Genomic DNA, 22,605 nt, shown 5'->3' with positions numbered 1-22,605 from the left:
GCCACACTGCTGCCGGCCGCGCATCACTCAACCCTGGCTCGACGGCGAGTCGGATGAGCTGGCGCCACTCTGTTACTCGGGTAGCGTTCGGTCTTCTCCCGTGGTCGCCGATCGAGCGGATGCTCACGCTGCGTCTCCGCACACGCAGACGTATCCTGCCGGGTTCGGCCTCGGACGAGGGCGCGAAACCCGCGGCCCGGGTACGGGTCCGCGATGGACGTCGGTCGGGCGGTGCGGCGGGACGACACCGCCGTCCGGCAGGAGCTCTCCCGTGTCGTCGAAGAGGACGACGCCGTTGCAGAGCAGGCTCCATCCCTGTTCGGGATGGGAGGCGACGGTGTGCGCGGCATCCCGGTCGACGGCGTCGGCCGGTGGGCAGTGCGGTCGGTGGGAGCACATGGCATACCTCCAAAGATCGTCAACGGGGCCACGGAGGCGATCCGCGGCGTGAAGGTGATCTGTCGAGTACGTGCCGCCGTCAGGGCCCTGGCCGAAGCGGCAGCGGCGGACTGGTCGGTGGCGCGAGGCGGCGACCGGTACCGACCGCCTTCGACAAGAGATAGGCGCGGAGGTTACGGGCGGAGGACGCGGTGTAACCCCCGGTCCTATCTGTAATCGAAGGTCCGCGAGCAGCGGATACGCGACAACGTCCGCCCAGGCGGAACGGATGGGACGACAGATGAACCTCTACGCATACCTCGCACACGGGCGCCGACCCGTGGCGCTCCTGGCGATCGGCGGGCTGGCCCTGCAGGCCGGCTGCGGCTGGGGGCAGGGCGCCTCGGCCGGGGCATCTCGATCCGCCCCGCGGGCGAGCGCGCCCGCCCAGGCGATGCCCGGGATGAAAATGCCCGGGATGAAGATGGCCGGTGGCTCCGGAACCGCACCGCGAGGGGCGCCCGTCGCCGCCAACGCGGTGTCCATCAAGAGCTTCGCGTTCGCACCCGCGTCGGTCTCCGTCAAGGTCGGTACGACGGTGACCTGGACGAACAAGGATGAGGAGCCGCACACGGTGGCGGCCGACGGCGGCTCGTTCCGCTCCTCGCCGCTGACGCCCGGAAAAACATACCGGTACACCTTCACGAAGCCCGGTCGCTATCCGTACTCCTGCACGATCCACCCGTTCATGCGCGGATCGGTGGTGGTGACGCCATGAACGCGCCGGACATCCCTCCTCCCGACACCAACGACGACCCGGCGGGCATGACGCGACGCCAGCTGCTCAGGCACAGCGCGTGGTTCGGCGGCGCGGTCGTCCTGGCGGTCGCCGCCGGTGAGGTGGTCAGCCGTGTCGCCGGATCGAGCGACACCCTGCCCTCGAACGCCACGCTGCGGTTCGCCCAGATCAGCGACAGCCACATCGGCTTTCACGGGACGGCCAACACCGACGTCACCGACTCGTTCTCCGACGCGCTCCACCGGATCGACGCGCTGGAGCACCGGCCGGACTTCGTCATCCACACCGGGGACCTGACCCACCTGGCCACGCCGGGCCAGTTCGACCAGGTCAAGCAGATGATGACCGGCATGAGGACGGGTCACGTCTTCACGGTGCCGGGCGAGCACGACTCCATCGACGACGCGGGCCAGAAGTACCGCCGGGCCTTCGGCACCGGCACCCGCGGCGACGGCTGGTACAGCTTCGACATTCGGGGCGTGCACTTCATCGCGCTGGTGAACACGCTGCACATGAGCAAGCTCGGGCATCTCGGAACCGAGCAGCTCGACTTCATCCGCAAGGACGTGGCCGGGCTGTCCAGCGACACGCCGATCGTCGTGTTCAGCCACATCCCGATGTTCGCGCTCTACCCGAGCTGGGGCTGGGCGACCGACGACTCCGTGCAGGCGCTGAGCCTCCTGCGCCGCTTCGCGTCGGTGACGTGCCTCAACGGCCACATCCACCAACTGTTCACGAAGACGGAGGGCAACGTCACCTTTCACAGCGCCACGACCACCGCCTACCCGCTGCCGCGTCCCGGGGACGGGCCGGGGCCCGTCCCCGTCACCCTGCCGGCCGGCAGGCTGCGGCACGCCCTCGGCATCCGGGAGGTCGGCTACGTACGAGGCGGCCACGCCCTGGCGATCCGCGACGAGAGGCTCGGATAAGTCCCCGGTCGGACCGCCATGTGAAGATGGTGAGGGGGACTGGTCATGAACCGCTGGATCCCGGGCAGGCGCGAGCGCCCGGGGCCGGATGCCGAGACTTCTTCTGAGCCCCGGACGCCGCTCCGCCTGGTGGATGGTGAGGCCTACACCGGCTGGGAGGCCATCTACCTGGACAACGTCAACCGCATCTACCGGTTGATGTTCTCCAAGGTCGGCAACCGGCCGGACGCGGAGGACCTCACCGCCGAGGTCTTCCTCGCCGCGCTGCGCCCGCTGCGGACCTCTGCCAGTGTGGGCGAGGTCCGCGCCTACCTGCTGGCGACCGCCCGTTCCGTGCTGGCCTCGCACTGGCGCCGGACGCTCGGGCACGAGATCACCGCCATCGACATCGAACGTGTGGCGGCCGACTTCGGCCGGCCGCCCGAGACCGGTCGTTCGCCCGAACGCGTGGCCAGGATCCTCGCGGCGTTGCCCGACCGGTACCGGCGCATCCTGGAGCTGCGGTTCCTCCGGTCGTACTCGATCCGTGAGGCGGCCGGCGAACTGGGAATCAGCATCGGCAACGCGAAGGTGCTGCAGCACCGGGCGCTCAGACTCGCGGCCGAGGTCGTCCGGGACGATGGCCCGGACGACAGGATGGGGAGGTGACCATGAAGGGTCTGCGGCGTTACGTCGAGGATCTGCTGAAGGGCCGCCGCCCGCGCTCCTTCCCTGTCGAGGAGGCGGACGCCGACGCGCTCCGTCTCGCCATCGAGCTGCGTGCCGCGCGGCCGGGATCGGACGCGCCGCGCGAGGAGTTCGTCGCCGACCTGCACCGTCGCCTGGCGGAGCCGGACATCGCGCGAGCACCGATGCCGGTCGGACGCCGACTGGTCCTCGGGGGCGCGTTCGCCGCCACCGGTGCCGTGGCGGGAGCGTCGATCGATCATGCGCTCACCCGTGGCGCGACGCCGCCGGGTGACGGCACGCTGAGCCCCAACAGGGGCAGGTGGCATCCGGTGGCAGATGCCGCCGACCTGCCGGACGGCGCGGTGCGCAGCTTCGACGCCGGCAGTGTCACCGGTTTCGTGACCCGCGACAGCGGCCGGCTGCGCGCGGTCTCGGGCGTGTGCACGCACCAGGGATGCCGCCTGCATGTGGAGGGCGGCGCACGGCTGCGCTGCCCCTGCCATCAGGCGCTCTTCGCGCTCGACGGCGCCGTTGTCCACCACCGGCTTCCGGCGCCGATTCCGGCCCTGCCCCGGCTGGCCGTACGGGAGGCGGGCGGCGTCGTCCAGGTATACGTCTCATCGGCCTGACGGCCGGCCCACGGCGGTCCCGCCCGCCACCCTCGCGGGCCCCGTGATCAGGCCGCGGCACTGACACCGGTGGGCGTGCGTGAGCGTCAGCTGACCCGCCGACGCTGCACCGGGCGCGTCAGCGGGTCGGCTGGACCATGTGGAGTCAGGATTTGCGGATGGTCACGGCGTTGTTGCCGACGCCGCCCGAACGCGCGTAGACGCAGAGGTAGCTCTGGGCGATGGCGACCTGTACCCATCCGGAGGGTGCGGACTGGATGCCGCAGATCGTCACGGTGGTGCCGGACGGCCGCCCGTTGAGGTTCGTCAGCTGCTCCTGGTTGTTGAACGTCCCGCTCGGCGTCTTCGTTATCTCGCACGAGAACGAGTACGAATAGGCGGTCGCGTAGAACCCGGCCGGCCCGGGGGCCATGCAGGCGGTCACCGAACCGCCGGACGGCGTTCCCGTCGCGTCCATGATGGCCTTGGAGTTGTAATACGGATTGGACGGTGTGCCACAGGCGTACCAGTCGCTGTATCCGGTCACCACCCAGCCCGTCGGCGTCGGTGAGGTCATGCAGACGGTCTGCGACGCGGCGGGGACCTGGGCGGACATCGCCTGTGGGGCCAGTGCGGCGGACGTGAGGAGTGCGGTGAGAAGGGCAGCCTGCAGTTTCATCATTGCCTCTATTCCGGGAGATGAGAGCCGATCACACCGGACTCGGCGGAGCGCGCAAGGACCGATCGCCGATATCCGATGATCGCGAGTCTTACAGTCATGACTACGCGCATCAACAGGTCGCCCTGACCACAATTACACCGGCCGGTTACGGCCATCGGGGTTGCCGCGTGCCGACCGGTCGGTCAGAGTCTGCGGGCTCGGCTGAGGTAGGTCTGCACACCACGACGACGGCCAGGAACGCGCCGCTGACGACCTGTTCGAGGACAGGTCGCGCACGCTCGCCATCGTGCCGCTGACCGAGCCGGCGGAGCACCCTTCGTGGTCGCCGCATCGAGCGGCGGTTGCGACCGTGGAGAGTCTTGGGCGAAATGGTTAAGGAGCTCAACCAGAATCCGATTGAATTGCAGTTCGTGTCCGGAACTTCCGCACTCGAACGCCGATCGTCATGGCGAACGCCGCCACGAACGTGCACGCCGCCGCAGTCATCAAGGCAGCGGTTGTTCCGGCGACATCCGTGAGCTTTCCAGCCATGGCCGTCCCGGATGATGTCGCGGCCAGCCCCGTGGCGGTCAGCGTCGTGGCGGCGGCCGCCAGCGAGCCAGGCGGGGTTTCCCGCTCGGCGTCGATGAAGCAGCGGACGGACACGGGGCCGACGAGTAGCCCCGCGACGAGAACCCACCCGCAGAGGAGCACGATCCCAGGCGCGAAGGCCGCACCGGTCAGTGCGCCGGACAGCGCGAGCAGCAGCAGTGGAAGCTGCCACCAATGGGCGGTAGGCCGGGACCAGACTCCATACACGGTGGTGCCGGCCAGACTGCCCAGTGACAGAAACGAATACAGAAGACCCGTACCACCCGGCCAGGAATGCTTCGTGAGGACGGCCGCACAGGACACCTGCAGCAGGCCTACCGCCATCCCCTGCGCCGCCACGACTCCCGCGATCACGCGCATTCTCGGGACGGCGAGAGGGCCCAGGACACTGCGCCCGCAATCGCCAACGGCGTGCCAGGCCAGAGCCGCACGGCTGCGCGCGACCATCGTGGTGCCGACCGCCGACAGACCTGCCGCAACGAGGAGACATACTCGAGCGGTCGCGACCTGGAGCAACGCGGTGAGGAGCAACGGCCCGGTCACCACCGCCAGTTCGAAGAGTATCGATGACAGAGCGGAGGCCGCGGCTCGATGTTCCGGGCCGACCAGAGCGGGCCACATTGACCGGAGCGCGCCGCCTGTCTGCGGCTCGGCCAGGCCCGCGACGAACGCCAACGCACCGATCTGCCAGGGGGCGCTTGCCACCCCGGGAAGCACCACGATCAGGGCGAGCGCCGTCGACTGACACACTGCGGCGACCAGCAGCACCCTCTTCGGACCGGACCGATCAATGAGCCGCCCCTGAGAAGCGATCCCAAGCCCGGTCCCGACTCCGAAGACCGCCACCACCATGCCCGCCGTCGCGAAGCCGCCACTGCCGGCCCGCACGTGGAGCAGCAGCGCCAGCCCCAGCATTCCTATCGGCAGAGATGACAGCACGGTGCCGGCCGCCGGAACCAGAACTCCGGGCGTGCGCAGAATCGCCCCGTAAGCGCTGATCCGGCTTGATACGTCAGACAAACTGGGTCTCCTCGCATCAGCGATCATTTTGTTCCGGTTACGGCCATCGGGGTTGCCGCGCGCCGGCCGGTCGGTCAGAGTCGGCGCGCTCGGCTGAGGTAGGTCTGCACCACCACGACGACGGCCAGGAACGCGCCGCTGACGACCTGCTGGTAGGAGGAGGACAGGTCGCCGATCTGGTTGATCAGGTTCTGGATCACGCCGAGGAGCAGCACTCCCGCGATCGTGCCGCTGACCGAGCCCGCGCCGCCGGTCAGCAGCGTGCCGCCGATGACGACCGCGGCGATCACGTCGAGTTCCATGCCGGTGCCGAGGATGGTGACGCCCGATGACAGGCGGGCGGCGTTCAACGCCCCGGAGAGCCCGGCCAGAGTGCCGGACAGCACGTACACGATGATCTTCGTGCGGGCGACCCGTACGCCCATGAGGGCGGCGGCGTCCTCGGCGCCGCCGATGGCGTACACCGCCTGGCCGAATCCGGTCCGCTGCAACAGCACGGCCCCGATGACGAAGAGGGCGAGGGTCAGGTAGACGGGCTGGCCCAGACCGAACAGGCGTCCCTGGCCGAGCCGGGCGAGCAACGAGCCGTGCGGGATCAGGTACGTCGTCGCGCCCTCGTGCGAGATCGACAGCAGGAGGCCCCGTGCGCCGAGCAGGCCGGCCAGCGTGACGATGAAGGGCGCGAGCCGCACGCGGGCGATCAGGAGGCCCTGCACCAGGCCGATCGCGCCGCACACCGCGAGCGGCACCAGGAGTCCGGCCGCGGTCCCCCACCGCACCGCGTACGCGGCGAGGACCCCGCCGAGCGCGAACACCGAGCCGACCGACAGGTCGATGCCGCCGGTGATGATGACGAAGGTCATGCCCAGCGCCACCATCGCGGGAAACGATGACGTGATCGCGATGTCGCCGAGGTTCTCGGTGGTCGGGAAGCGGCTGAAGGAGAGCGAGCCGACGGCGAGCAGGAGGACGAGCACCGCGGTCGCGCCGTGGCGCTGGATCAGGCCGAAGACGCGGTCGCGCCGGCCGAGGGCATAGGTGTCGTGGGTGACGGGCGCGTCGGTCGCCGCCTGTTCGGTCGTCATCGTCCCGACCCTCCCCTCGCCGCGTACACGGCGGCAAGGATGATCACTGCCTGTACCATCTGGGCGACCGAGTCGGGCAGATTGTGTTTGATCAGCGTCGCCCGTACGAGCTGGATCAGCAGCGCGCCGGCCACGGTGCCCAGCACTCGTACGCGGCCACCGGTGAGCGGGGTGCCGCCGACCACGACCGCGGTGATCGCCGACAACTCCATGAGCAGGCCGAGCGAGGACGGGTCGCTGGCCTGCAACCGCGCGGTGGCGAGCACGCCCGCGACGGCGGCGAGCACGCCGGACAGGACGTACACCAGCAGGAGGACCCGCCGGACCGGCAGCCCGGACAGGACGCTGGCCGTACGGTTGCCGCCGATCGCGACGAGTTGCCTGCCGAAGGTCGTACGCCGGACGACGCCCGTCACCACCAGGGTCAGCGCGCCCGCGACCACCACCGGGAGGGGTACTCCGGCGACGCTCGACGAGCCGAGGTTCAGCAGGGTGACGTCGTGCACGTCCTTGAGCCGGCCGCCGGCCAGCACCAATGCCAGCCCACGGCCGCCGACGAACAGGCAGAGCGTGGCGACGATCGGCTGGACGTTCACGAACGCCACGAGCGAGCCGTTGACCAGGCCGACGGCGACACCGCCCAGCAGCGCCACGAGGATCGCCGGGCCGGCGCCGTACCCGAGGTAGAGCGGGAGCAGCGCGGTCGCGAGGGCCATCACCGATCCGACGGACAGGTCGACGCCCTCCGTACCGATCACCAGGGCCATGCCGAGGGAGACGATGACGACCGGTGCGACCTGGACGAGCTGGGTCCGCAGGTTCTCCACGGTGAGGAAGTGCGGGGTGATCGCGATGTTCACGACGACGAGCGCGGCGATCGCCGCGTACACGCCGTAGTTCTGCAGCCAGGCCAGTATCCGCCCGCCGGTCGGCCGGGGCAGTGCGACGGCCGTCTCGTTCATTGGACCTCCGCGGCGATCGTGGTCATCACGCCCTCCTCGGTGAGTTCGTCTCCGATCAGCTCACCGACGACGGCGCCGTTCTTCAAGACCACGACGCGATCCGATCCCTCGACCAGCTCTTCGAGGTCCGAGGAGATCAGCAGGACGGCGAGGCCCGCCTCGGCGAGTTCGTCGACCAGCGCCTGGACCTCCGCCTTGGCGCCGACGTCGATGCCGCGCGTCGGCTCGTCCAGCAGGAGCACCTTCGGTTCGGTGGCCATCCAGCGGGCCAGCAGCACCTTCTGCTGGTTGCCGCCCGACAGCTCGGCCACCGGCTGGTGCGGTCCGGTCGCCTTGATCCGCAGGCGCTTCATGAAGGTGTCCACGATCCGGTCGATGCGCGCGTCGGAGACGAGACCGCCGCGGGCCAGACGCGGGAGGGCGGCCAGCGCGATGTTGTCGCGGACCGACAGGGTCGGCACGATGCCCTCCGCCTTGCGGTCCTCGGGCAGCAGCGCGATGCCCGCCCGTACGGCGGCCGTGGCCGACCCGCGACGTACGCGCAGACCTGCCACGGTGACGCGGCCCGCGTCGAGCGGCAGGACGCCGGCGATCGCCTTCGCCGTCTCCGTACGGCCCGCGCCCAGCAGGCCGCCCAGCCCGACGACCTCGCGGGGCCGGACGGTCAGCGACACGCCGTCGAGCAGGTGCCGGCTCGACAGTCCGTACGCCTCCAGGACCGGCGGCCCCGCGGATGCCTCGTGCGCCCCCGAGAACCGGGTGACGCCTTCGGCGCGGACCTGCGCGACGTCGCGGCCCAGCATGAGCGAGACGAGGTGAATCCGGTTGAGGTCCGCGAGCGTCCCCTGGTGGACGACCCTGCCGTCGCGCAGGACCGTCACGCCGTCGCAGATCCGGTACAGCTCGTCCAGGCGGTGGCTGACGTAGACGACGGCGATCCCCTGGTCGCGGAGCCGGTCGATGACGCCGAACAACGTATCGACTTCACGCGGTTCGAGCGAGGACGTCGGTTCGTCCATGATGACGACGCGGGCGTCGACCGAGACGGCCCGCGCCAGCGCGACCATCTGCTGCGCGCCGACGCCGAGCGAGCGGAGCGGCAGCCGGACGTCCACCCGCACGCCGTACGCCGCGAGCGTCCGGGCTGCCGTCTCGTGCATGCGGCGCGCGTCGAGCAGCCCGAACGCGCGGCGCGGCTCTCGACCGAGCAGCAGGTTGCGGGCGACGCTGAGGTCCGGCACCAGCCCGATCTCCTGGTGCACGGCCTGGACACCGGCGCGCCCCGCGTCGAGCGGTCCGGTGAAGCGGGCGGGCCGACCGGCCAGGCGCACCTCGCCGTCGTCGGGCCGGTACACGCCGGTGATCACCTTGATGAGGGTCGACTTTCCCGCGCCGTTCTCACCGACCAGCGCGTGGACCTCACCGGGACGCAGGCTCAGGGACACCCGGTCCAGGGCCAGCACCCCGGTGAAGCGCTTGACGATGTCGCGGGCGTCCAGCACCGGCGCGTCCTCTCGCGGCGGGTCCTGTCGCGCGTCCTGTCGCGGCCGGTCCTCGGACGTGGTCACGGGCACCCCCGGTCGTGTCGGAGCATCGATCAGTAGGCGGACGCGACGGACTGCTCGGCGTTGGAGGAGTCGTACTCCCGGTCGGAGATGATGACCTTGTCTGGGATCGGCTCGCCGTTCACGAACTTGGTGAGGGTCTGGAACGCCAGGGGGCCGAAGCGCGGGTTCGACTCCACGACCGCGTAGATCCAGCCGCTGACGATCTGCGTCACGGCGTTCCGGGTGCCGTCCACGGAGACGATCTTGACATCGCCGGCCTTCTTGCCGGCGCCCTTCAGTGCGGTCACCGCGCCCAGCGCCATCTCGTCGTTCTCGGCGTAGATGGCGCCCACGTCCGGATGACTCTGGATCATCTGCTCGGTGACCTGCTGGCCCTTCTCGCGGGCGAAGTCGCCCGTCTGCTCGAAGGTGATCTGGATGCCGGGCGCCTGCTTGGCGATCTCTTCCTTGAAGCCGTTGGTGCGCTCGGTCGTCACGTTGTTGCCGGACGAGCCGAGGAGGATCGCGACCTTGCCCTTGCCGTTCAGCGCTTTGATCATCTGGTCGGCGGCCCGCTTGCCCTGCTGGTAGAAGTCGGACCCGATGAAGGTCACGTAGTCCTTGCAGGCGGTGGCGTTGATCTTCCGGTCGACCGTGATGATCGGGATGTGCTTCGCGGTCGCCTGCTGCAGGACCGGTTCCCACCCGTCCGAGTTGAGCGGCGCGATGACCAGGGCCTTCGCCCCCTGTGCGATGAGCTGCTGCACGTCGCTGATCTGCTTGCTGAACTGGGACTGGCCGTTGGTGACGCGCAGGCCGGCGATGCCCTCCTGCTTCGCCTCCGCCTTGATCGACTGCGTCTCCGCGATGCGGAAGGGGTTGGCCTCCTTCTCGGACTGCGAGAACCCCACGACCGCGGTCTTCGGATCGAACTTCGTTCCGCCGAACTTGCTCAGCGTGCAGGACGGCGCGGAGCCGGACGGACTCTGCACCACCTGTCCGGCCTGGGCGCCCCCGCCTCCCGTCGGCTGGTCCTTCTCGGACTTGGCGCAGCCGGCGACGAGGGCGGCGGTGATCGCGATGATCGTGGTGCTGAGCAGGGCCGGGCGCGGGCGGCGGTACGGGGGGACGGTCATGGCAGGTCCTTCCCAGGCGAAGGCGAGATGCCGGTAATTGGACCTACCGCGATCGGGTTCTGTCAATAGCGATCAGCCAGATCGGATGTTTCGATCCAAATCTTGCACTATCGATCAGGGCCGTTCATGCTGTGGGCACCCGGTACCGGCTGTTCCAGCGTCCGCCTCCTCTCGGCCTCCGTATGTCCCGGCGGGGCGCGTCCCCCATCGCCCCGCCCCCTCCGCTCATCGCCCTGTCGAGCAGATGGGAGTCTGCCGTGCCCGCCCTCCGATCATCCAGCCTCGCCCGACCCCGTGGTCCGGCCGTCGTCATCGGCCTCGCGGTCGCGCTGCTGGCCGCGCTCGTCGCCCCGGCGCCGGCGTCGGCGCGCGCGTCCACGTCATGGAAGGCCCAGACCCCTCCGCTGACCACCCCGTGGACTGCCCAGGTGTCGCCGCGCAACGCGCTGCCGGATTACCCGCGGCCCCAGCTGACCAGGTCCCGGTGGCAGAACCTCAACGGCGAATGGCAGTTCGCCGAGGCGTCCGCCGGCGAGGCACCGCCGACCGGCAAGACGCTGGGCGAACGGATCCTCGTCCCGTACCCGGTCGAGTCGGCACTGTCCGGGATCAAGCGGCACGTCGACCACATGTGGTACCGCCGGACGTTCACCGTCCCGCGCTCCTGGCACGGTCAGCGGCTCCTCCTGCACTTCCAGGCCGTCGACTACCACGCCACCGTCTATGTGAACGGCACACAGGTCGCCGCCCACACCGGTGGCTACGACGGCTTCTCCGCCGACGTGACCGGCGCCGTCCGGGGCACCGGACCGCAGGAGCTGCTGGTCGGCGTGGACGACCCCACCGACATCGGCGGTCAGGCGCTCGGCAAGCAGCGCAAGCCGGGTGACGGCATCTTTTACACCCCGTCCTCCGGGATCTGGCAGACCGTGTGGATGGAGCCGGTGTCCGAGGCGTACGTCTCGCGTCTCGACGCCACCCCGGACCTGTCCGCCAAGGCGCTCCGGCTGACGACCCACGTCGCCGGGACCTCGGCGCGGACGGTCGAGGCCGTCGCGTACGCCGGGCACCATGAGGTGGGCCGGGCCGTCGGTGCGGCAGGCGCCGAGCTGCGCGTTCCCGTCCGCAGGCCGCGCCTGTGGACGCCGGACCACCCGTACCTCTACACGCTGAAGGTACGGATCCGGGACGGCCGGAAGGTCGTCGACGAGGTCGGCTCGTACTTCGGGATGCGCTCGATCGGGCTCGGCAAGGGTCCCGACGGCAAGGTGCGGATGCTGCTCAACGGAAAGTTCGTCATGCAGGTCGGCACCCTGGACCAGGGATTCTGGCCGGACGGCATCTACACCGCCCCGACCGACGCCGCCCTGCGGTTCGACCTGCAGGCGCACAAGCGCCTCGGCTTCAACATGGTCCGCAAGCACGTCAAGGTCGAACCCGACCGCTGGTACTACTGGGCCGACCGGCTCGGCCTGCTCGTCTGGCAGGACATGCCCGCGATGTACGCCGGGCACTCGCCGTCCGCGGCGGTCAAGACGCAGTTCGAGACCGAGCTGCGCGCGCTCGTCGACCAGCACCGCAGCCACCCGTCCATCGTCGTGTGGGTGCCCTTCAACGAGGGCTGGGGCGAGTACGAGCCGGAGCGCATCGCCGCCCAGGTCAAGAGCTGGGACCCGAGCCGGCTCGTGAACCCCGACAGTGGCATCAACTGCTGCGACTCCCTACCCGACACCGGCGCGGGCGACATCTACGACAACCACGACTACGTCGGCCCCGGCACACCGGTCCAGCAGGGCGCGCGGGCCGCGGTGGACGGGGAGTACGGCGGTCTCGGCCTCAAGGTCGACGGCCACATGTACGACCCCGCGCACGGCTTCGCGTACGAGATGGAGCCCGACCAGGCCACGCTGACCCGGCGCTACACCGAGCTGCAGAACCGCCTGCTGCAGGTCGAGAAGCGGTGCGGGGTCTCGGCGTCGGTCTACACCCAGATCACCGACGTCGAGAACGAGCTCAACGGCATCTACACCTACGACCGGCAGGTGCTCAAGCCCGGCGCGAACGAGGTCCGCGCGGCCAACCAGGCCCTCATCAAGGCGTCCGGCTCGGTCGGCAAGGGCGGCGGCGAGACCTTCCCGCCCGGCACACCCGGGCTCGACGGCGTGAGCTTCTACCCGCTCGACGAGGGATCCGGCACGGTCGCCAAGGACGCGGCCGGCACGCACGACGCGACGCTCGTGAACGGGCCGACGTGGGCCGGCGGTCACTCCGGGTCCGCGCTGCAGTTCAACGGCTCGAACCAGTTCGCCGACACCGGCGCGGCCATCCTGGACACGACCGGGAACTACAGCGTGTCCGCCTGGGTGAAACTCGACCGGCGGGGTTCGTTCGCCACGGCGGTCAGCCAGGACGGCGACACCAACAGCGCCTTCTACCTGCAGTACTCCGGCGCGGACGACCGGTTCGCGTTCAGCTTCGCCGGAGTGCGGGCGCTCGCGCCGGGCGCCCCGGAGACCGGGCGGTGGTACCACCTCACCGGCGTCCGCGACGCCGCGACCGGATCGCTGACCCTGTACGTCGACGGGCAGAGGGCCGGGACCGCGTCGGCGTGCCTCGGCGACTCCTCGACCGGCCACACGGTCATCGGCCGCGGCAGGTACGGCGGGAACCAGGTCGACTTCTGGCCGGGCGTCCTCGACCAGGTGCACGTATTCGACCGGGCCCTGTCCGCCGACGACGTCGCCAAGCTGTACCAGTCCGGCAAGTGACACGGTGCGGGAGGGGCCGCCAGGGCCCCTCCCGCCTCCCTTGGAGAGGAGAGAGCCGATGGAACGACGGACGTTCCTCACTCGTGGCCTCACCATCACCGGACACGGGCAGTGCCGCGTCCCGGCGTCATGGCGGCTGATGTACCGCGACGGTGACACCTGGCGGCCGGTCGAGAACCCCTCCGCGTACGGCACCGCGCGCGACACCTACAACCGCACGACGTTCACTCCCGTACGGGCCGCCGCGTTCCGGCTGGAGGCACACCTGGCCGACGGCGTGTCGGGCGGCATCCTCGAGTGGACCCTGGATCATTCCTGAGGACCGGCGACCGGTATCCACCTCAGTGGTCCGGTGGCTTGGACGTGGGGGCTGACGGCGGCGGCCCTCGTCCATCCGGTACGGAATGCTCGGTGAGCGCGCGCCGGCGACGCGGATTCACGGCGTTCATCCCCGACCGGCAGCGCTTTCACCGAGTATTCGGTACGGAGCACTCCGGCGAGTGCGGGCCTGGTCAGCGAGCCGGTGGCTCGGCACCGGTGGCCATGGCGGCGATGATGCGGTCCTCGGTCACTTCCAGGCCAGTCAGCTCGGCGGCGACCATGCCGTCGCGCAGCACGACCACGCGATCGCAGCCGGACACCAGCTCTTCGAGGTCGGAGGAGATCAACAGGATGGCCAGGCCGGCCACGGCGAGCTCGTCCAGTAGGTCGCGTAGCTGGGCCTTGGCGCCGACGTCGATGCCGCGGGTCGGCTCGTCCAGCAGGAGCACCTTGGGCTGCATCGCGAGCCAGCGGGCCAGCAGCACCTTCTGCTGGTTGCCGCTGGACAGCTCGGCGACCTTCTGCAGCGGTGACGTCGCCTTGATGTTCAGACGGCGCATGAAGGTCGCCACCACCCGGTCGATGCGCGCACCCGAGACGATGCCGAAACGCGAGAGGCGTGGCAGCGCGGCCAGCGCGATGTTGTCGCGGACCGACAGCGACGGGATGATCCCCTCGGTGGCGCGGTTCTCCGGCAGGAGACCGACGCCCGCGCGGATCGCGCCGACGATCGAGCGCCGCCGCAACGGCGCGCCTGCCACCGTGACCTGGCCGGCGTCCAGCGTCAGCGCTCCCGCGATCGCCTTGGCGGTCTCCGAACGTCCCGCCCCCAGCAGGCCGCCCAGCCCGAGCACCTCACCCTCCCGAAGCTCCAGCGAGACGTCGGCCAGCGCGTGGCGGCGCGTCAACCCGGTGGCCCGGAGGTACGGCGGATCGGCCGGGACCTCGACGGCCGCCCCGGGCGCGGTGGTCGGCACCCGCCGGAGCGGCCGACCGAGCATGATCGAGACCAGCGTGCGCCGGTCGAGGGCCCCGAACGGCCCACTGTGGACGACGCGGCCGGCGCGCAGCACGGTCAGCCGGTCGCCGAGCCGGTACAGCTCGTCCAGCCGATGGCTGACGTACAGCACCGCCCGGCCCTGCTCGCGCTGCTCGGAAACGACCCGGAAAAGCGTCTCGACCTGCGGCGGCTCCATCTCGGCGGTCGGCTCGTCGAGAATGATCACCTCGGCGCCCGCCATGACCACGCGGGCCAGCGCGACGAGCGTGCGCGCGCCCGGGTCCAGTGCGGCCAGCGGCCGGCGTACGTCCACCCGCAGGCCGTAGCCCGCCAGGAGGCCGGCGGCCTGTTCGTTCATCCGCACGAGGTCGATGAGGCCGAACCGGCCCCTCGGCTCCGCGCCGGCGAACAGGTTGCGCGCGATGCTCATCGAAGGGATGAGCGCGTCGTCCTGATGGACCGCCATGATGCCCGCGCGTCGGGCGTCCAACGGGCCGCCGAACCGAACCCGTTCGCCGTCCCGCCGTAGCCGTCCGGCGTCCGGCCGGTGGACACCCGACAGGACCTTGACGAGCGTGGACTTGCCCACGCCGTTCTCCCCGGTCAGCGCGTGCACCTCACCGCGCGCCAGCGTGAGCGAGACATGGTCGAGGGCGACCGTGCCCGGAAACGTCTTGAGGATCCCGGCCGCCTCAAGGGCTCTGTCCGTCACGACGCACCTCCCGGTAACGCGCCGGTTCACCGCCCGTGATACCACGTGACGGCCGCCCCCCACCAGCGGTGCTACAGACGGGCGACGTGGATCCGCACGCCCCGCGCGCTCAGCTCGTGCAGCTCCTCCGGCGACGCCTCCTCGCCGGTGACGAGATGGTCGATGCGCTCGGGCGGCACGGTCTGCACCATCGCGTCGACCCCGATCTTGGTGTGGTCGGCGAGCACCACGACCTCCTCGGCCGCCTCGGCCAGCGCCCGGTCGGTCCCGGCGACCTGCATGTTCGGCGTCGACAGCCCCCGCTCGGCGGTCAGCCCGTCGCCGGAGATGAACACCCGCCTCATCCGCAGCCCGGCCAGCGACCGCTCCGCCGCACTGCCGATCAGGGCCTGCACCGGACCGCGCAGCGTGCCACCGGTCACCACCACCTCGATGCGCGGCGAGGCCGTCAGCGTCTGCGCGACCAGAAGCGAGTTGGTGACCACCGTGAGGTCGGTATGACCGGTCAGGCGTTGCGCCAGGGCGTACGTCGTGGTGCCGGGGCCGATGGCGATCGCGTCACCGTCCTCGACCAGCGCCGCCGCCAGATCGGCGATCGCGGCCTTCTCGTCGCCGGCGACCTGCGCCTTCGGCAGGTACGTCGGTTCACTGGACAGCTCACCGGGCAGGGACGCGCCACCGTGGTGGCGGTCCAGCAGGCCGTCGGCCTCCAGCGCGCGAACGTCACGGCGCACCGTCACCTCCGACGACTGGACCGCCTCTGCCAGCTGGCGCAGCGACAGCGTGCCGTTCGCCCGGAGCAGTTCGAGGATGCGCTTACGCCGCTCCGCGGCGAAAACCGGCCTGCGACCGTCCGACGGCCCTGGGACGTCGCTCACGGTCCCCCCTGAAGGCGAAGACATCCGTTTCCCTGATCGTAGCCACGACGCGGGCCGACGGTGCACCCGGCGCGAGAGTCGGCCGGCCACGACATCTCGATCACCGGCCCGAGAGGACCGGGCCGGCGCCGGTCAGCGCTTACGTGCGACCGCCGTCCAGCCGGCGGCCAGCGGCTTCTCCAAGCGGGTGGGCCGCCACTCGCACAGGTGGACCACGCCGGGCTCGAGGATGTCCAGGCCGTCGAGGTAGGCGGTGACCTCGTCGCGGGTCCGCGCGATGAAGGGGGCGTTCGCGCCCCGGTAGGCGTTCGCCACGCCGAGGTTGCGCCGTTCCTCCACCGCGGCATGGGAGAGGATGACGTGGCTGCCGGGCGCCAGCACGTCCCGGTATCGCCGTACGAGGTCGGCCGGGTCCTCCTTGTCGGCGACGAAGTGGAGCACGGCCACGAACAGCAGCCCGACCGGACGGCTGAAGTCGATGAGCCGCCGGGTGTCCGGGTCGTCCAGGACCGCGTCCGGATCGCGCATGTCGGCGCGGACGACGGCGGCGCGCTCGTTCGAGGACAGCAGCGCCCGCGCGTGGGAGATGACCACCGGGTCGTGATCCACGTAGACGACGCGGGCGTTCGGCTGGACGGACTGGGCGATCTCGTGCACGTTGCCCTGCGTCGGCAGGCCCGAACCGAGATCCACGAACTGGTCGACGCCGCACTCCGCGACGTGCCGTACGGCCCGCTGGAGGAACTCCCGGTTCGTCCGGGCGACCGCGGCGACATTCGGCAGGGCCTCGGTGACCTTCGCGGCGGCCTCACGGTCGGCGGCGAAGTTGTCCTTGCCGCCGAGGAAATGGTCGTACATCCGCGCGACGCTCGGCGTCATGGGATCCAGGTCGAGGCCGGCCGGCCCGGCCTCGGCGCGGTTGCTCATCCAGTCGCTCACCGGCCGCGGCCACCGGACCGATCACAGCGGATCATGGGTGAAGATCGTAATGCCTCGGCGGGTCGAAATCCCCATTCGGCGGGCCCGGTGCCGGTCTCGACGAGCGGACCTTCGGCCCTTCCCCACCGCGCCTCCAGCGTCGAACGTGGTGTTCGTGCCACGAAGTGTTCACCGAAGTGGACGCGCGCAGGGGGACCGTGGCGCGGTGAGGCCCCGCAACCGGTACGTCGACCTCCTGCGGGTCCCCTTGACCTGCCCGGGCGCCTGGGCGTCCACCAGGCGGCGGCCCACGTCGTCCCAGAGGCGGTACGGTGCCTTCTCCGCCTGCGCGAGCCGGTGCGTGACCTGGTCGCGGAGCCATTGGTCCAGGTCGGCCACGCCGTCCTCGACGCGCTGCTCGCGGCGCTCGGCGGTCTTCGGGTCCTTGACCTTGGGACCGGCGGCGGCCTTGCGCCGCTCGGCGGCCTCGGCCTGCTCCTGCCGCTGCGCCAGCCACTCCCACACCCAGCCGGGACGATCCCCTGGCTTGACCACGTTCTCGCTCCACAGCAGGAGCAGGCCCAGCGTGTGCTTACAGGGGATCTCGCGGCTGGGGCAGGAGCAGCGGAAGGCGGGCTCGGTCAGCTCGACGCAGGCCTGATAGGCGCTCTTGCCGCTGCCCTGGCATTCACCCCAGACAAGCTGCGCGTCGCACCCCCGTGCCGCCCCACTTCGCGGGCCTCGCCCCGCCCCCCGCCGCCTTGGCGGAAGCGGCATCGGGCGCCGGCCCGAGCACCCGCTCCCGCACCCATCGGTCGCTCACACTCCGAAGCTACCGACAGAATCTGACAAACGGGGGCCTCCAGCGCGGCCCGTGCGGCGTGGGGTGGCAGACTACCGCGCGGCTATCAATTAACCTTGACTTTGGGACTGCTCACGCTGTTCTTCGCTACTATGAAACGCTCCGAGGAAATGATGAGCTGGTACGTCCCCTTCGTGTAGGCGCCGCCGAAGGCGTATTCACCAGGTGCGCAGGCGTAGGGCACGCTGCGGATTACCTTTCCATTCCTCTTGAGTCTTACCGTCATGCACGGCTTCTTGTACTTCTTCTTGGTGTAGACGTGGTAGCTCGGATCGGCGTACTTGTTGTCGATATTCGTGATGCAGACCTTGATGGTAAATTTCGTGTACTTGTCCGTGTACTTATTGCTGCACTTCTGGTATCGCCCTTGCGCCTGATACCCACCCGACTGCGCGGCGGGTGCGGTCGCTAGGGCGGTGGTGGGCGCGGGTGCCGCCGAGGCGGCCGTTGCCGTGGCGAGTATGCCACCGGCGGTGAGCACGAGGACGGCCAGAGCGGCGACACCAGAACGCAGGCGCATTTTGTCTCCCGATATGAGGACCTGTATATTTTTGTCGTCGGTGGCTCCTGGGTGCCAATTCGAATTGGCCGAACCGACGCCATGGGGCCATTCGCCGGTCAGGGGATTTTCAGCCACTTCACGTTGCCGCGGACATGGCCGGGGGCGCTGTTGACCCAGGAACGGCCGGACTGAACCCTGAAGCAGGTGCGCTTCTTGACCTTCTTGTCGAGGGTGTAGCGCATCTTCGTCTTTTTCATCTGCTTCCAGCCGGTCAGATCCTTCTTGCTCTTGCAGGTGACCAGGCGCAGGCCGAGGCTGCCCGTGCCGTGCCTGGCCAGCAGCACGAGCTGGACCTTCCCGGTCTTGGTGGCCTGGTAGACGTTGTCCGCCTCGCTCTTGGCGAACGGAGCCGGGTGGAGCTTGCCCCAGTTCAAGTTCCGCACGGCTGCGGCTTGGAGCCGCGGCTCGGCCGGAACGGCGGCGGCCGATGCGGGCACCGCTGTCAGTGCGGTCCACGAGGACGCCGCCGGTGGCGACCACGAAGGCGGGTTTGAGGTACTTCAAATTCCCGTCCCTTTCTCCGGTCTGCTGAAGGCGGATGAGGCGCGTCAAGGCGCTACTATCCGCGCTCGCTCAGGGCTGAAGGAAGGGCCCGGAGGGCTATCTTCGAGGGCGGCGGCAGGGGTCTGTGGCCCTATTGCGCTATTAGTACTCCAGTGGTAAGTAGTGATCTTTAAGGTTCTCGGGTGTGTTGCCACTGGTAATGGCAGGTGCGGGCGCGGGCTTGATGGCGCCAGCGGCGGTAGTGCTCGGTGGCTACCGGCGGGCGGCTGGTCAGCCGGGCCATCAGGCGCTGGACCTCGGCGAGGGTGAGCGGGATCAGGTCCGGCCCGGCATGCCGGCGGGCCTGTGCGGACAGCCGCCACCGCGGTCAGGAAGGCGTGGGCGAGCATGGCGGTGACGAGGCGGCGACACCCCGCCTACCGGGCGATCTGCCCGGCCACCCGCTCACTCACCGCGAACAACCCCGGGGAGTCCTCACTCAGCCAGCCCCGCTCCACCAGCCGCTTCAACTTCGACCGCAGCCCCTCGACCTTCGCCGCCCCCGCCGGCAACCCCACCGCGGCACCGTCACGACCCCGATCGGAGAGGCACCCGACCCCGCCGCCCGAGATGTGGACCTCTGGTCACCAGCGAACAGGGAGACCGCTCGGCCCGCGGTAACGCCAGCCGTAGTAGCGCACCGGCGGCTTGTCGGTATCCAGCCGGATCGTTGGAAAACGCTCCAGCAGCACTTCGATACTGATGCGGATGATCTCCGGGACTTGTTCCCAGGCCAGGCAGCGGTGACTGCCGTAGCCAAGCGAGGCGTGCGGTTGCATCGGTCGGTGGATGTCGAAGGCGTCGGGGTTTTCGTAAACCCTCTCGTCGCGGTTGGCCGAGGCGGCAATGGCCGCCACACCGGCGCCCGCCGGGATGGTGGCGCCGCCCAGCTCGAAATCGCGGGCGGCGGACCGCATGAGGGCACCCACGGGGGGTCGCCAGCGCAGGCCCTCATGTGCCGCATGTTCCAGCAGGGACGGATCGGCCTTCACGGCTTCGAGCTGGTCGGGGTTGTCGAGAAGACCAAGCATCGTCGAACTGGCGCCGTTGCCGGGTTCCTCGGTCGCGGTCAAGATCAACCGGACCGTGGGCAGGATCTCCTGGATGGGACGAGGCCGGCCTGCATGACGTCCGGAGTGCAGAAGATTGGACAGCGTCGAGTGGATCGGGTTCTTTTTGAGTTCCTCAAGGTAAGGAATGAGGACCCGGTCGATATCGGCCCGGGTCTCTTCGCCGAGCCAGGTCCTGGCCGGATCCTTCTCGAAGTTGGTGATGGCGCTGTTCATGCCGTCGGCCCACCTGATGAAGACTTCCGGATCGATATGATCGAGACCCAGGATGTGCGCCTCCGACAAAACGGCGACCGGCGCGAAGTACTGCTCCCTCAGATCAGCCGGTGACCCAGAGCGCTCCAACTCATCGGCATACTTGTTCGCCAACATCCGCACATGATCCCGAAGGCCCGCCGACAGCGTCTCCCGTGCGTAGTCATCATCGGTACACCCACGGAGGTCGCTGTGCGGGTCCCCATCGGTCGCAAGCATGTTCCCCTCGCCGCAGACCTTGAGAATCAAAGACTTCGAGAAATAGGAAATGAACGTCTCCGAAAGGCTGATCACCGTCCGGACATCCTGATTCCGCGTGACCATCCACTGATCAAGCGCCGGAACATAGGCAACGGGCTCCACCTCCCGCAACCGCGCATAAATCAGATACGGGTCGTTATTCAACTGATCGATCGTGATGCTCTCCGCGAACTCGCCCATCTCCGAACACCTTCCCCAGAAGAACGCCTTTCTATAAAGGTGCATTGACCATTCGACGTGGCGTTTCCTTTCAGTGGTAGACCGGGCCACGACGTCGCGGCGTCGGCATGGCGGGCTTGTCGGCCTTCGCCATGGGCGCGGGAAACAGCTCGGCCAGCTCGGCGCGCAGCGCGTTCAGCAGTATGTCCGCGGTGTCGCGGCTGAAGCCGTTGCGGATCACCATGCGCATCACGACTACGTCGTCGAGGGCGTCGGGCAGGTGGTAGACGGGTATCTGCCACCCGTGTTTGCGCATCCGGTCGTGTATGTCGAACACGGTCACGGTTGTGTCGGGCCGCATCCGCAACGCCACGACCGGCAGATGGGCTCCATTGGAGATGACCTCCAGCGCGGGCATCTGCGCGATCTGTTCGGCCAGATAGGACGCCACGTCACGGCAGGCTTGTTGCACCGCGCGGTAGCCCTCGAACCCGAGGCGCAGGAAGGCGTAGTACTGCGCCACCACCGGGGCGCCCGATCGGGAGAAGTTGAGCGTGAAGGTGGGCACGCTGCCGCCGAGCAGCTCGCAATCGAAGATCAGCTCCTTTGGCAGCGCCTTCTTGTCGCGCCAGACGATCCACCCGATGCCTGGGTAGACCAGCCCGAATTTGTGGCCCGAGGTGTTGATGGAAAGCACCCGAGGCACCCGGAAGTCCCACACCAGGTCGGGCTCGAGGAACGGAGCGATGAAGCCGCCCACCGCGGCGTCGACGTGCAGCGGCACGTCCACTCCCCGTTCGGCCTGGAGCCGATCCAATGCGGACGCCATCTCGGCCACCGGGTCGTAGATTCCCAGCGCGCTGGACCCGAGAATGGCCACCGCACCGATGGTGTTCTCGTCGCAGAGGCTCGCCACCTCGGACGGGTCGACGGTGAAGCCGGGTTCCCGGATCGGCACGTAGCGCGGCTCGACATCCCAGTAGCGACAGAATTTCGGCCAACAGGTGTGCACCGCGCTGGGCATCACCAGGTTGGGCCTGTCCGCCGGCAGGCCCTGGGCTCGTCGCCGCGCACGCCAGTTGAACTTCATCGCCAGCCCGGCCAGCATCGTGGCCTCGCTGGAGCCGCCGGTCGAGCACCCGACACCGTTGGTGCCCTGATCGTTCCAGAGGTTGGCCAGCATGTTCACGCACCGTGTCTCCAGCTCCGCCGTCTGCGCGTACTGGTCGTGGTCCACCAGGTTGCGGTCCAGAGAATCGGCGATCAGCTCCTTGGCCTGGGGTTCCATCCAGGTGGTGCAGAAGGTGGCGAGGTTGAGGCGGGCGTTGGAGTCCAGCATGATCTCGTCCCGGACCAGCGCGGCGGCCGAGTCCGGTGCCATCGGACCGGGCGCCAGCCGGTAGCGCGGAACCCCGCCGGCCGGCACCAGCCCGCTGTACAGCGGATTCACAGCCAGGTCCACATGCCGACCCTCGGGATGCACCTGCTTGACCATGTCGATCACGATCCTGTCGGGGCAGAAGCCATAAAAACGAGGGCTGATCGGCAACAAGACCGGCTCCACAAGGCGCCGGTCCGGGGGGTGGTGTGCATGACGTCTCCCTGGCGTGTCCGTGGCATGTTCATGGCGTCTGCCCGTCGCCACCAAGCATGGAATACTCCCAGTAGTTGCATGACTACCAAATGGGCCACATTTTGGTATGGGTGCGGTTCGTTCTCGGGGACTGGTTGAGCTGGGTTTTGAGGGTTAGCCAGTCGTACATCCGCGGGACGCTCGGCGTCGGCGGATCCAGGTCGAGGCCGGCCGGCCCGATGCCGGTCTCGACGAGCGGACCTTCGGCCCTTCCCCACCGCGCCTCCAGCGTCGAACGTGGTGTTCGTGCCCCGAAG

The 22,605-nt window shown here is 69.4% G+C and carries 21 protein-coding genes and 1 pseudogene; 6 read left to right on the top strand and 16 right to left on the bottom strand.

Translation table 11 applies throughout. The features are described 5' to 3' along the window. Positions 1 to 225: 225 nt before the first annotated feature. Positions 226 to 399 (bottom strand): annotated as a pseudogene (locus tag NE236_RS01265) (DUF5999 family protein); the annotation flags it as partial. A 268-nt stretch (positions 400 to 667) separates the two neighbouring features. Between NE236_RS01265 and NE236_RS01260 the strand changes: the two are divergent. The 4 genes from NE236_RS01260 to NE236_RS01245 are packed head-to-tail and all read left to right on the top strand — an operon-like array spanning position 668 to position 3,404. After that, complete coding sequence (locus NE236_RS01260; RefSeq protein ID WP_252839884.1) at positions 668 to 1,156, top strand: cupredoxin domain-containing protein; 489 nt, start codon at positions 668 to 670, stop codon at positions 1,154 to 1,156. Beyond that, positions 1,153 to 2,106 carry a metallophosphoesterase family protein gene (locus NE236_RS01255; protein ID WP_252839883.1) on the top strand — a complete coding sequence of 318 codons (954 nt, stop codon included), beginning with the start codon at positions 1,153 to 1,155 and terminating at the stop codon, positions 2,104 to 2,106. The genes NE236_RS01260 and NE236_RS01255 overlap by 4 nt, the downstream gene beginning before the upstream one ends. Positions 2,107 to 2,151: 45 nt before the next feature. Beyond that, the gene (locus NE236_RS01250; protein WP_252839882.1) at positions 2,152 to 2,754 is read left to right on the top strand and encodes an RNA polymerase sigma factor; all 603 of its coding nucleotides are present in this window, start codon (positions 2,152 to 2,154) and stop codon (positions 2,752 to 2,754) included. 2 nt (positions 2,755 to 2,756) lie between these two features. Further along, positions 2,757 to 3,404 (top strand): Rieske (2Fe-2S) protein, encoded by a 648-nt coding sequence (locus tag NE236_RS01245; RefSeq protein WP_252839881.1) that lies wholly within the window; start codon positions 2,757 to 2,759, stop codon positions 3,402 to 3,404. Positions 3,405 to 3,549: 145 nt separating this feature from the next. On the opposite strand, the gene NE236_RS01240 is transcribed toward NE236_RS01245, so the two are convergent. The 6 genes from NE236_RS01240 to NE236_RS01215 all read right to left on the bottom strand — a co-directional run bounded on the left by NE236_RS01240 (position 3,550) and on the right by NE236_RS01215 (position 10,406). Next, complete coding sequence (locus NE236_RS01240) at positions 3,550 to 4,062, bottom strand: hypothetical protein (RefSeq protein WP_252839880.1); 513 nt, start codon at positions 4,060 to 4,062, stop codon at positions 3,550 to 3,552. Positions 4,063 to 4,446: 384 nt separating this feature from the next. Further along, positions 4,447 to 5,676, bottom strand: coding sequence for an MFS transporter (locus tag NE236_RS01235; protein WP_252839879.1), 1,230 nt, complete (start codon positions 5,674 to 5,676; stop codon positions 4,447 to 4,449). 74 nt (positions 5,677 to 5,750) lie between these two features. Continuing rightward, positions 5,751 to 6,761: an ABC transporter permease gene (locus tag NE236_RS01230; RefSeq protein ID WP_252839878.1), complete on the bottom strand. Its 1,011-nt coding sequence runs from the start codon at positions 6,759 to 6,761 to the stop codon at positions 5,751 to 5,753. Then, positions 6,758 to 7,723, bottom strand: coding sequence for an ABC transporter permease (locus NE236_RS01225; RefSeq protein ID WP_252839877.1), 966 nt, complete (start codon positions 7,721 to 7,723; stop codon positions 6,758 to 6,760). The genes NE236_RS01230 and NE236_RS01225 overlap by 4 nt, the downstream gene beginning before the upstream one ends. Beyond that, positions 7,720 to 9,291 carry a sugar ABC transporter ATP-binding protein gene (locus tag NE236_RS01220; RefSeq protein WP_252839876.1) on the bottom strand — a complete coding sequence of 524 codons (1,572 nt, stop codon included), beginning with the start codon at positions 9,289 to 9,291 and terminating at the stop codon, positions 7,720 to 7,722. Before NE236_RS01220 ends, NE236_RS01225 begins: the two co-directional genes overlap by 4 nt. 29 nt (positions 9,292 to 9,320) lie before the next feature. Further along, positions 9,321 to 10,406: an ABC transporter substrate-binding protein gene (locus tag NE236_RS01215; protein WP_252839875.1), complete on the bottom strand. Its 1,086-nt coding sequence runs from the start codon at positions 10,404 to 10,406 to the stop codon at positions 9,321 to 9,323. Positions 10,407 to 10,663: 257 nt separating this feature from the next. On the opposite strand from NE236_RS01215, the gene NE236_RS01210 reads away from it, so the two are divergent. Both NE236_RS01210 and NE236_RS01205 read left to right on the top strand, forming a co-directional pair. After that, positions 10,664 to 13,174, top strand: a complete 2,511-nt coding sequence (locus NE236_RS01210) for a LamG-like jellyroll fold domain-containing protein (RefSeq protein WP_252839874.1) — start codon at positions 10,664 to 10,666, stop codon at positions 13,172 to 13,174. A gap of 58 nt (positions 13,175 to 13,232) precedes the next feature. Beyond that, a complete protein-coding gene (locus NE236_RS01205; protein ID WP_252839873.1) occupies positions 13,233 to 13,493 on the top strand; it encodes a hypothetical protein in 261 nt (86 codons plus the stop codon). A 193-nt stretch (positions 13,494 to 13,686) separates the two neighbouring features. Here the strand turns inward: NE236_RS01205 and NE236_RS01200 are convergent, their stop codons facing one another. From NE236_RS01200 to gad, 9 genes are all read right to left on the bottom strand, one after another. Further along, positions 13,687 to 15,207, bottom strand: a complete 1,521-nt coding sequence (locus NE236_RS01200) for a sugar ABC transporter ATP-binding protein (protein ID WP_252839872.1) — start codon at positions 15,205 to 15,207, stop codon at positions 13,687 to 13,689. 71 nt (positions 15,208 to 15,278) lie between these two features. Continuing rightward, on the bottom strand, positions 15,279 to 16,085 hold the full coding sequence (locus NE236_RS01195; RefSeq protein WP_252839871.1) for a DeoR/GlpR family DNA-binding transcription regulator: 807 nt from the start codon (positions 16,083 to 16,085) through the stop codon (positions 15,279 to 15,281). A 132-nt stretch (positions 16,086 to 16,217) separates the two neighbouring features. Continuing rightward, positions 16,218 to 17,012 (bottom strand): SAM-dependent methyltransferase, encoded by a 795-nt coding sequence (locus NE236_RS01190; RefSeq protein WP_252839870.1) that lies wholly within the window; start codon positions 17,010 to 17,012, stop codon positions 16,218 to 16,220. A gap of 180 nt (positions 17,013 to 17,192) precedes the next feature. Then, positions 17,193 to 17,780 carry an SWIM zinc finger family protein gene (locus NE236_RS01185; protein ID WP_252839869.1) on the bottom strand — a complete coding sequence of 196 codons (588 nt, stop codon included), beginning with the start codon at positions 17,778 to 17,780 and terminating at the stop codon, positions 17,193 to 17,195. A 131-nt stretch (positions 17,781 to 17,911) separates the two neighbouring features. After that, positions 17,912 to 18,502: a hypothetical protein gene (locus tag NE236_RS01180; RefSeq protein WP_252839868.1), complete on the bottom strand. Its 591-nt coding sequence runs from the start codon at positions 18,500 to 18,502 to the stop codon at positions 17,912 to 17,914. Beyond that, positions 18,484 to 18,810, bottom strand: a complete 327-nt coding sequence (locus tag NE236_RS01175) for a hypothetical protein (RefSeq protein ID WP_252839867.1) — start codon at positions 18,808 to 18,810, stop codon at positions 18,484 to 18,486. The genes NE236_RS01180 and NE236_RS01175 overlap by 19 nt, the downstream gene beginning before the upstream one ends. 537 nt (positions 18,811 to 19,347) lie before the next feature. After that, positions 19,348 to 19,488, bottom strand: a complete 141-nt coding sequence (locus NE236_RS01170) for a hypothetical protein (protein WP_252839866.1) — start codon at positions 19,486 to 19,488, stop codon at positions 19,348 to 19,350. 66 nt (positions 19,489 to 19,554) lie between these two features. After that, positions 19,555 to 20,736, bottom strand: coding sequence for a cytochrome P450 (locus tag NE236_RS01165; RefSeq protein WP_252839865.1), 1,182 nt, complete (start codon positions 20,734 to 20,736; stop codon positions 19,555 to 19,557). 70 nt (positions 20,737 to 20,806) lie between these two features. After that, positions 20,807 to 22,267: a glutamate decarboxylase gene (gene gad, locus NE236_RS01160; RefSeq protein WP_252839864.1), complete on the bottom strand. Its 1,461-nt coding sequence runs from the start codon at positions 22,265 to 22,267 to the stop codon at positions 20,807 to 20,809. Between the last annotated feature and the right edge of the window lie 338 nt (positions 22,268 to 22,605).

The sequence above is a fragment of the Actinoallomurus purpureus genome (assembly GCF_024055795.1).
Lineage (GTDB): Bacteria > Actinomycetota > Actinomycetes > Streptosporangiales > Streptosporangiaceae > Actinoallomurus > Actinoallomurus purpureus.
The sequence above is the reverse complement of the archived record's forward strand: the minus strand, read 5'-3'. Positions and strand labels throughout refer to the sequence as shown.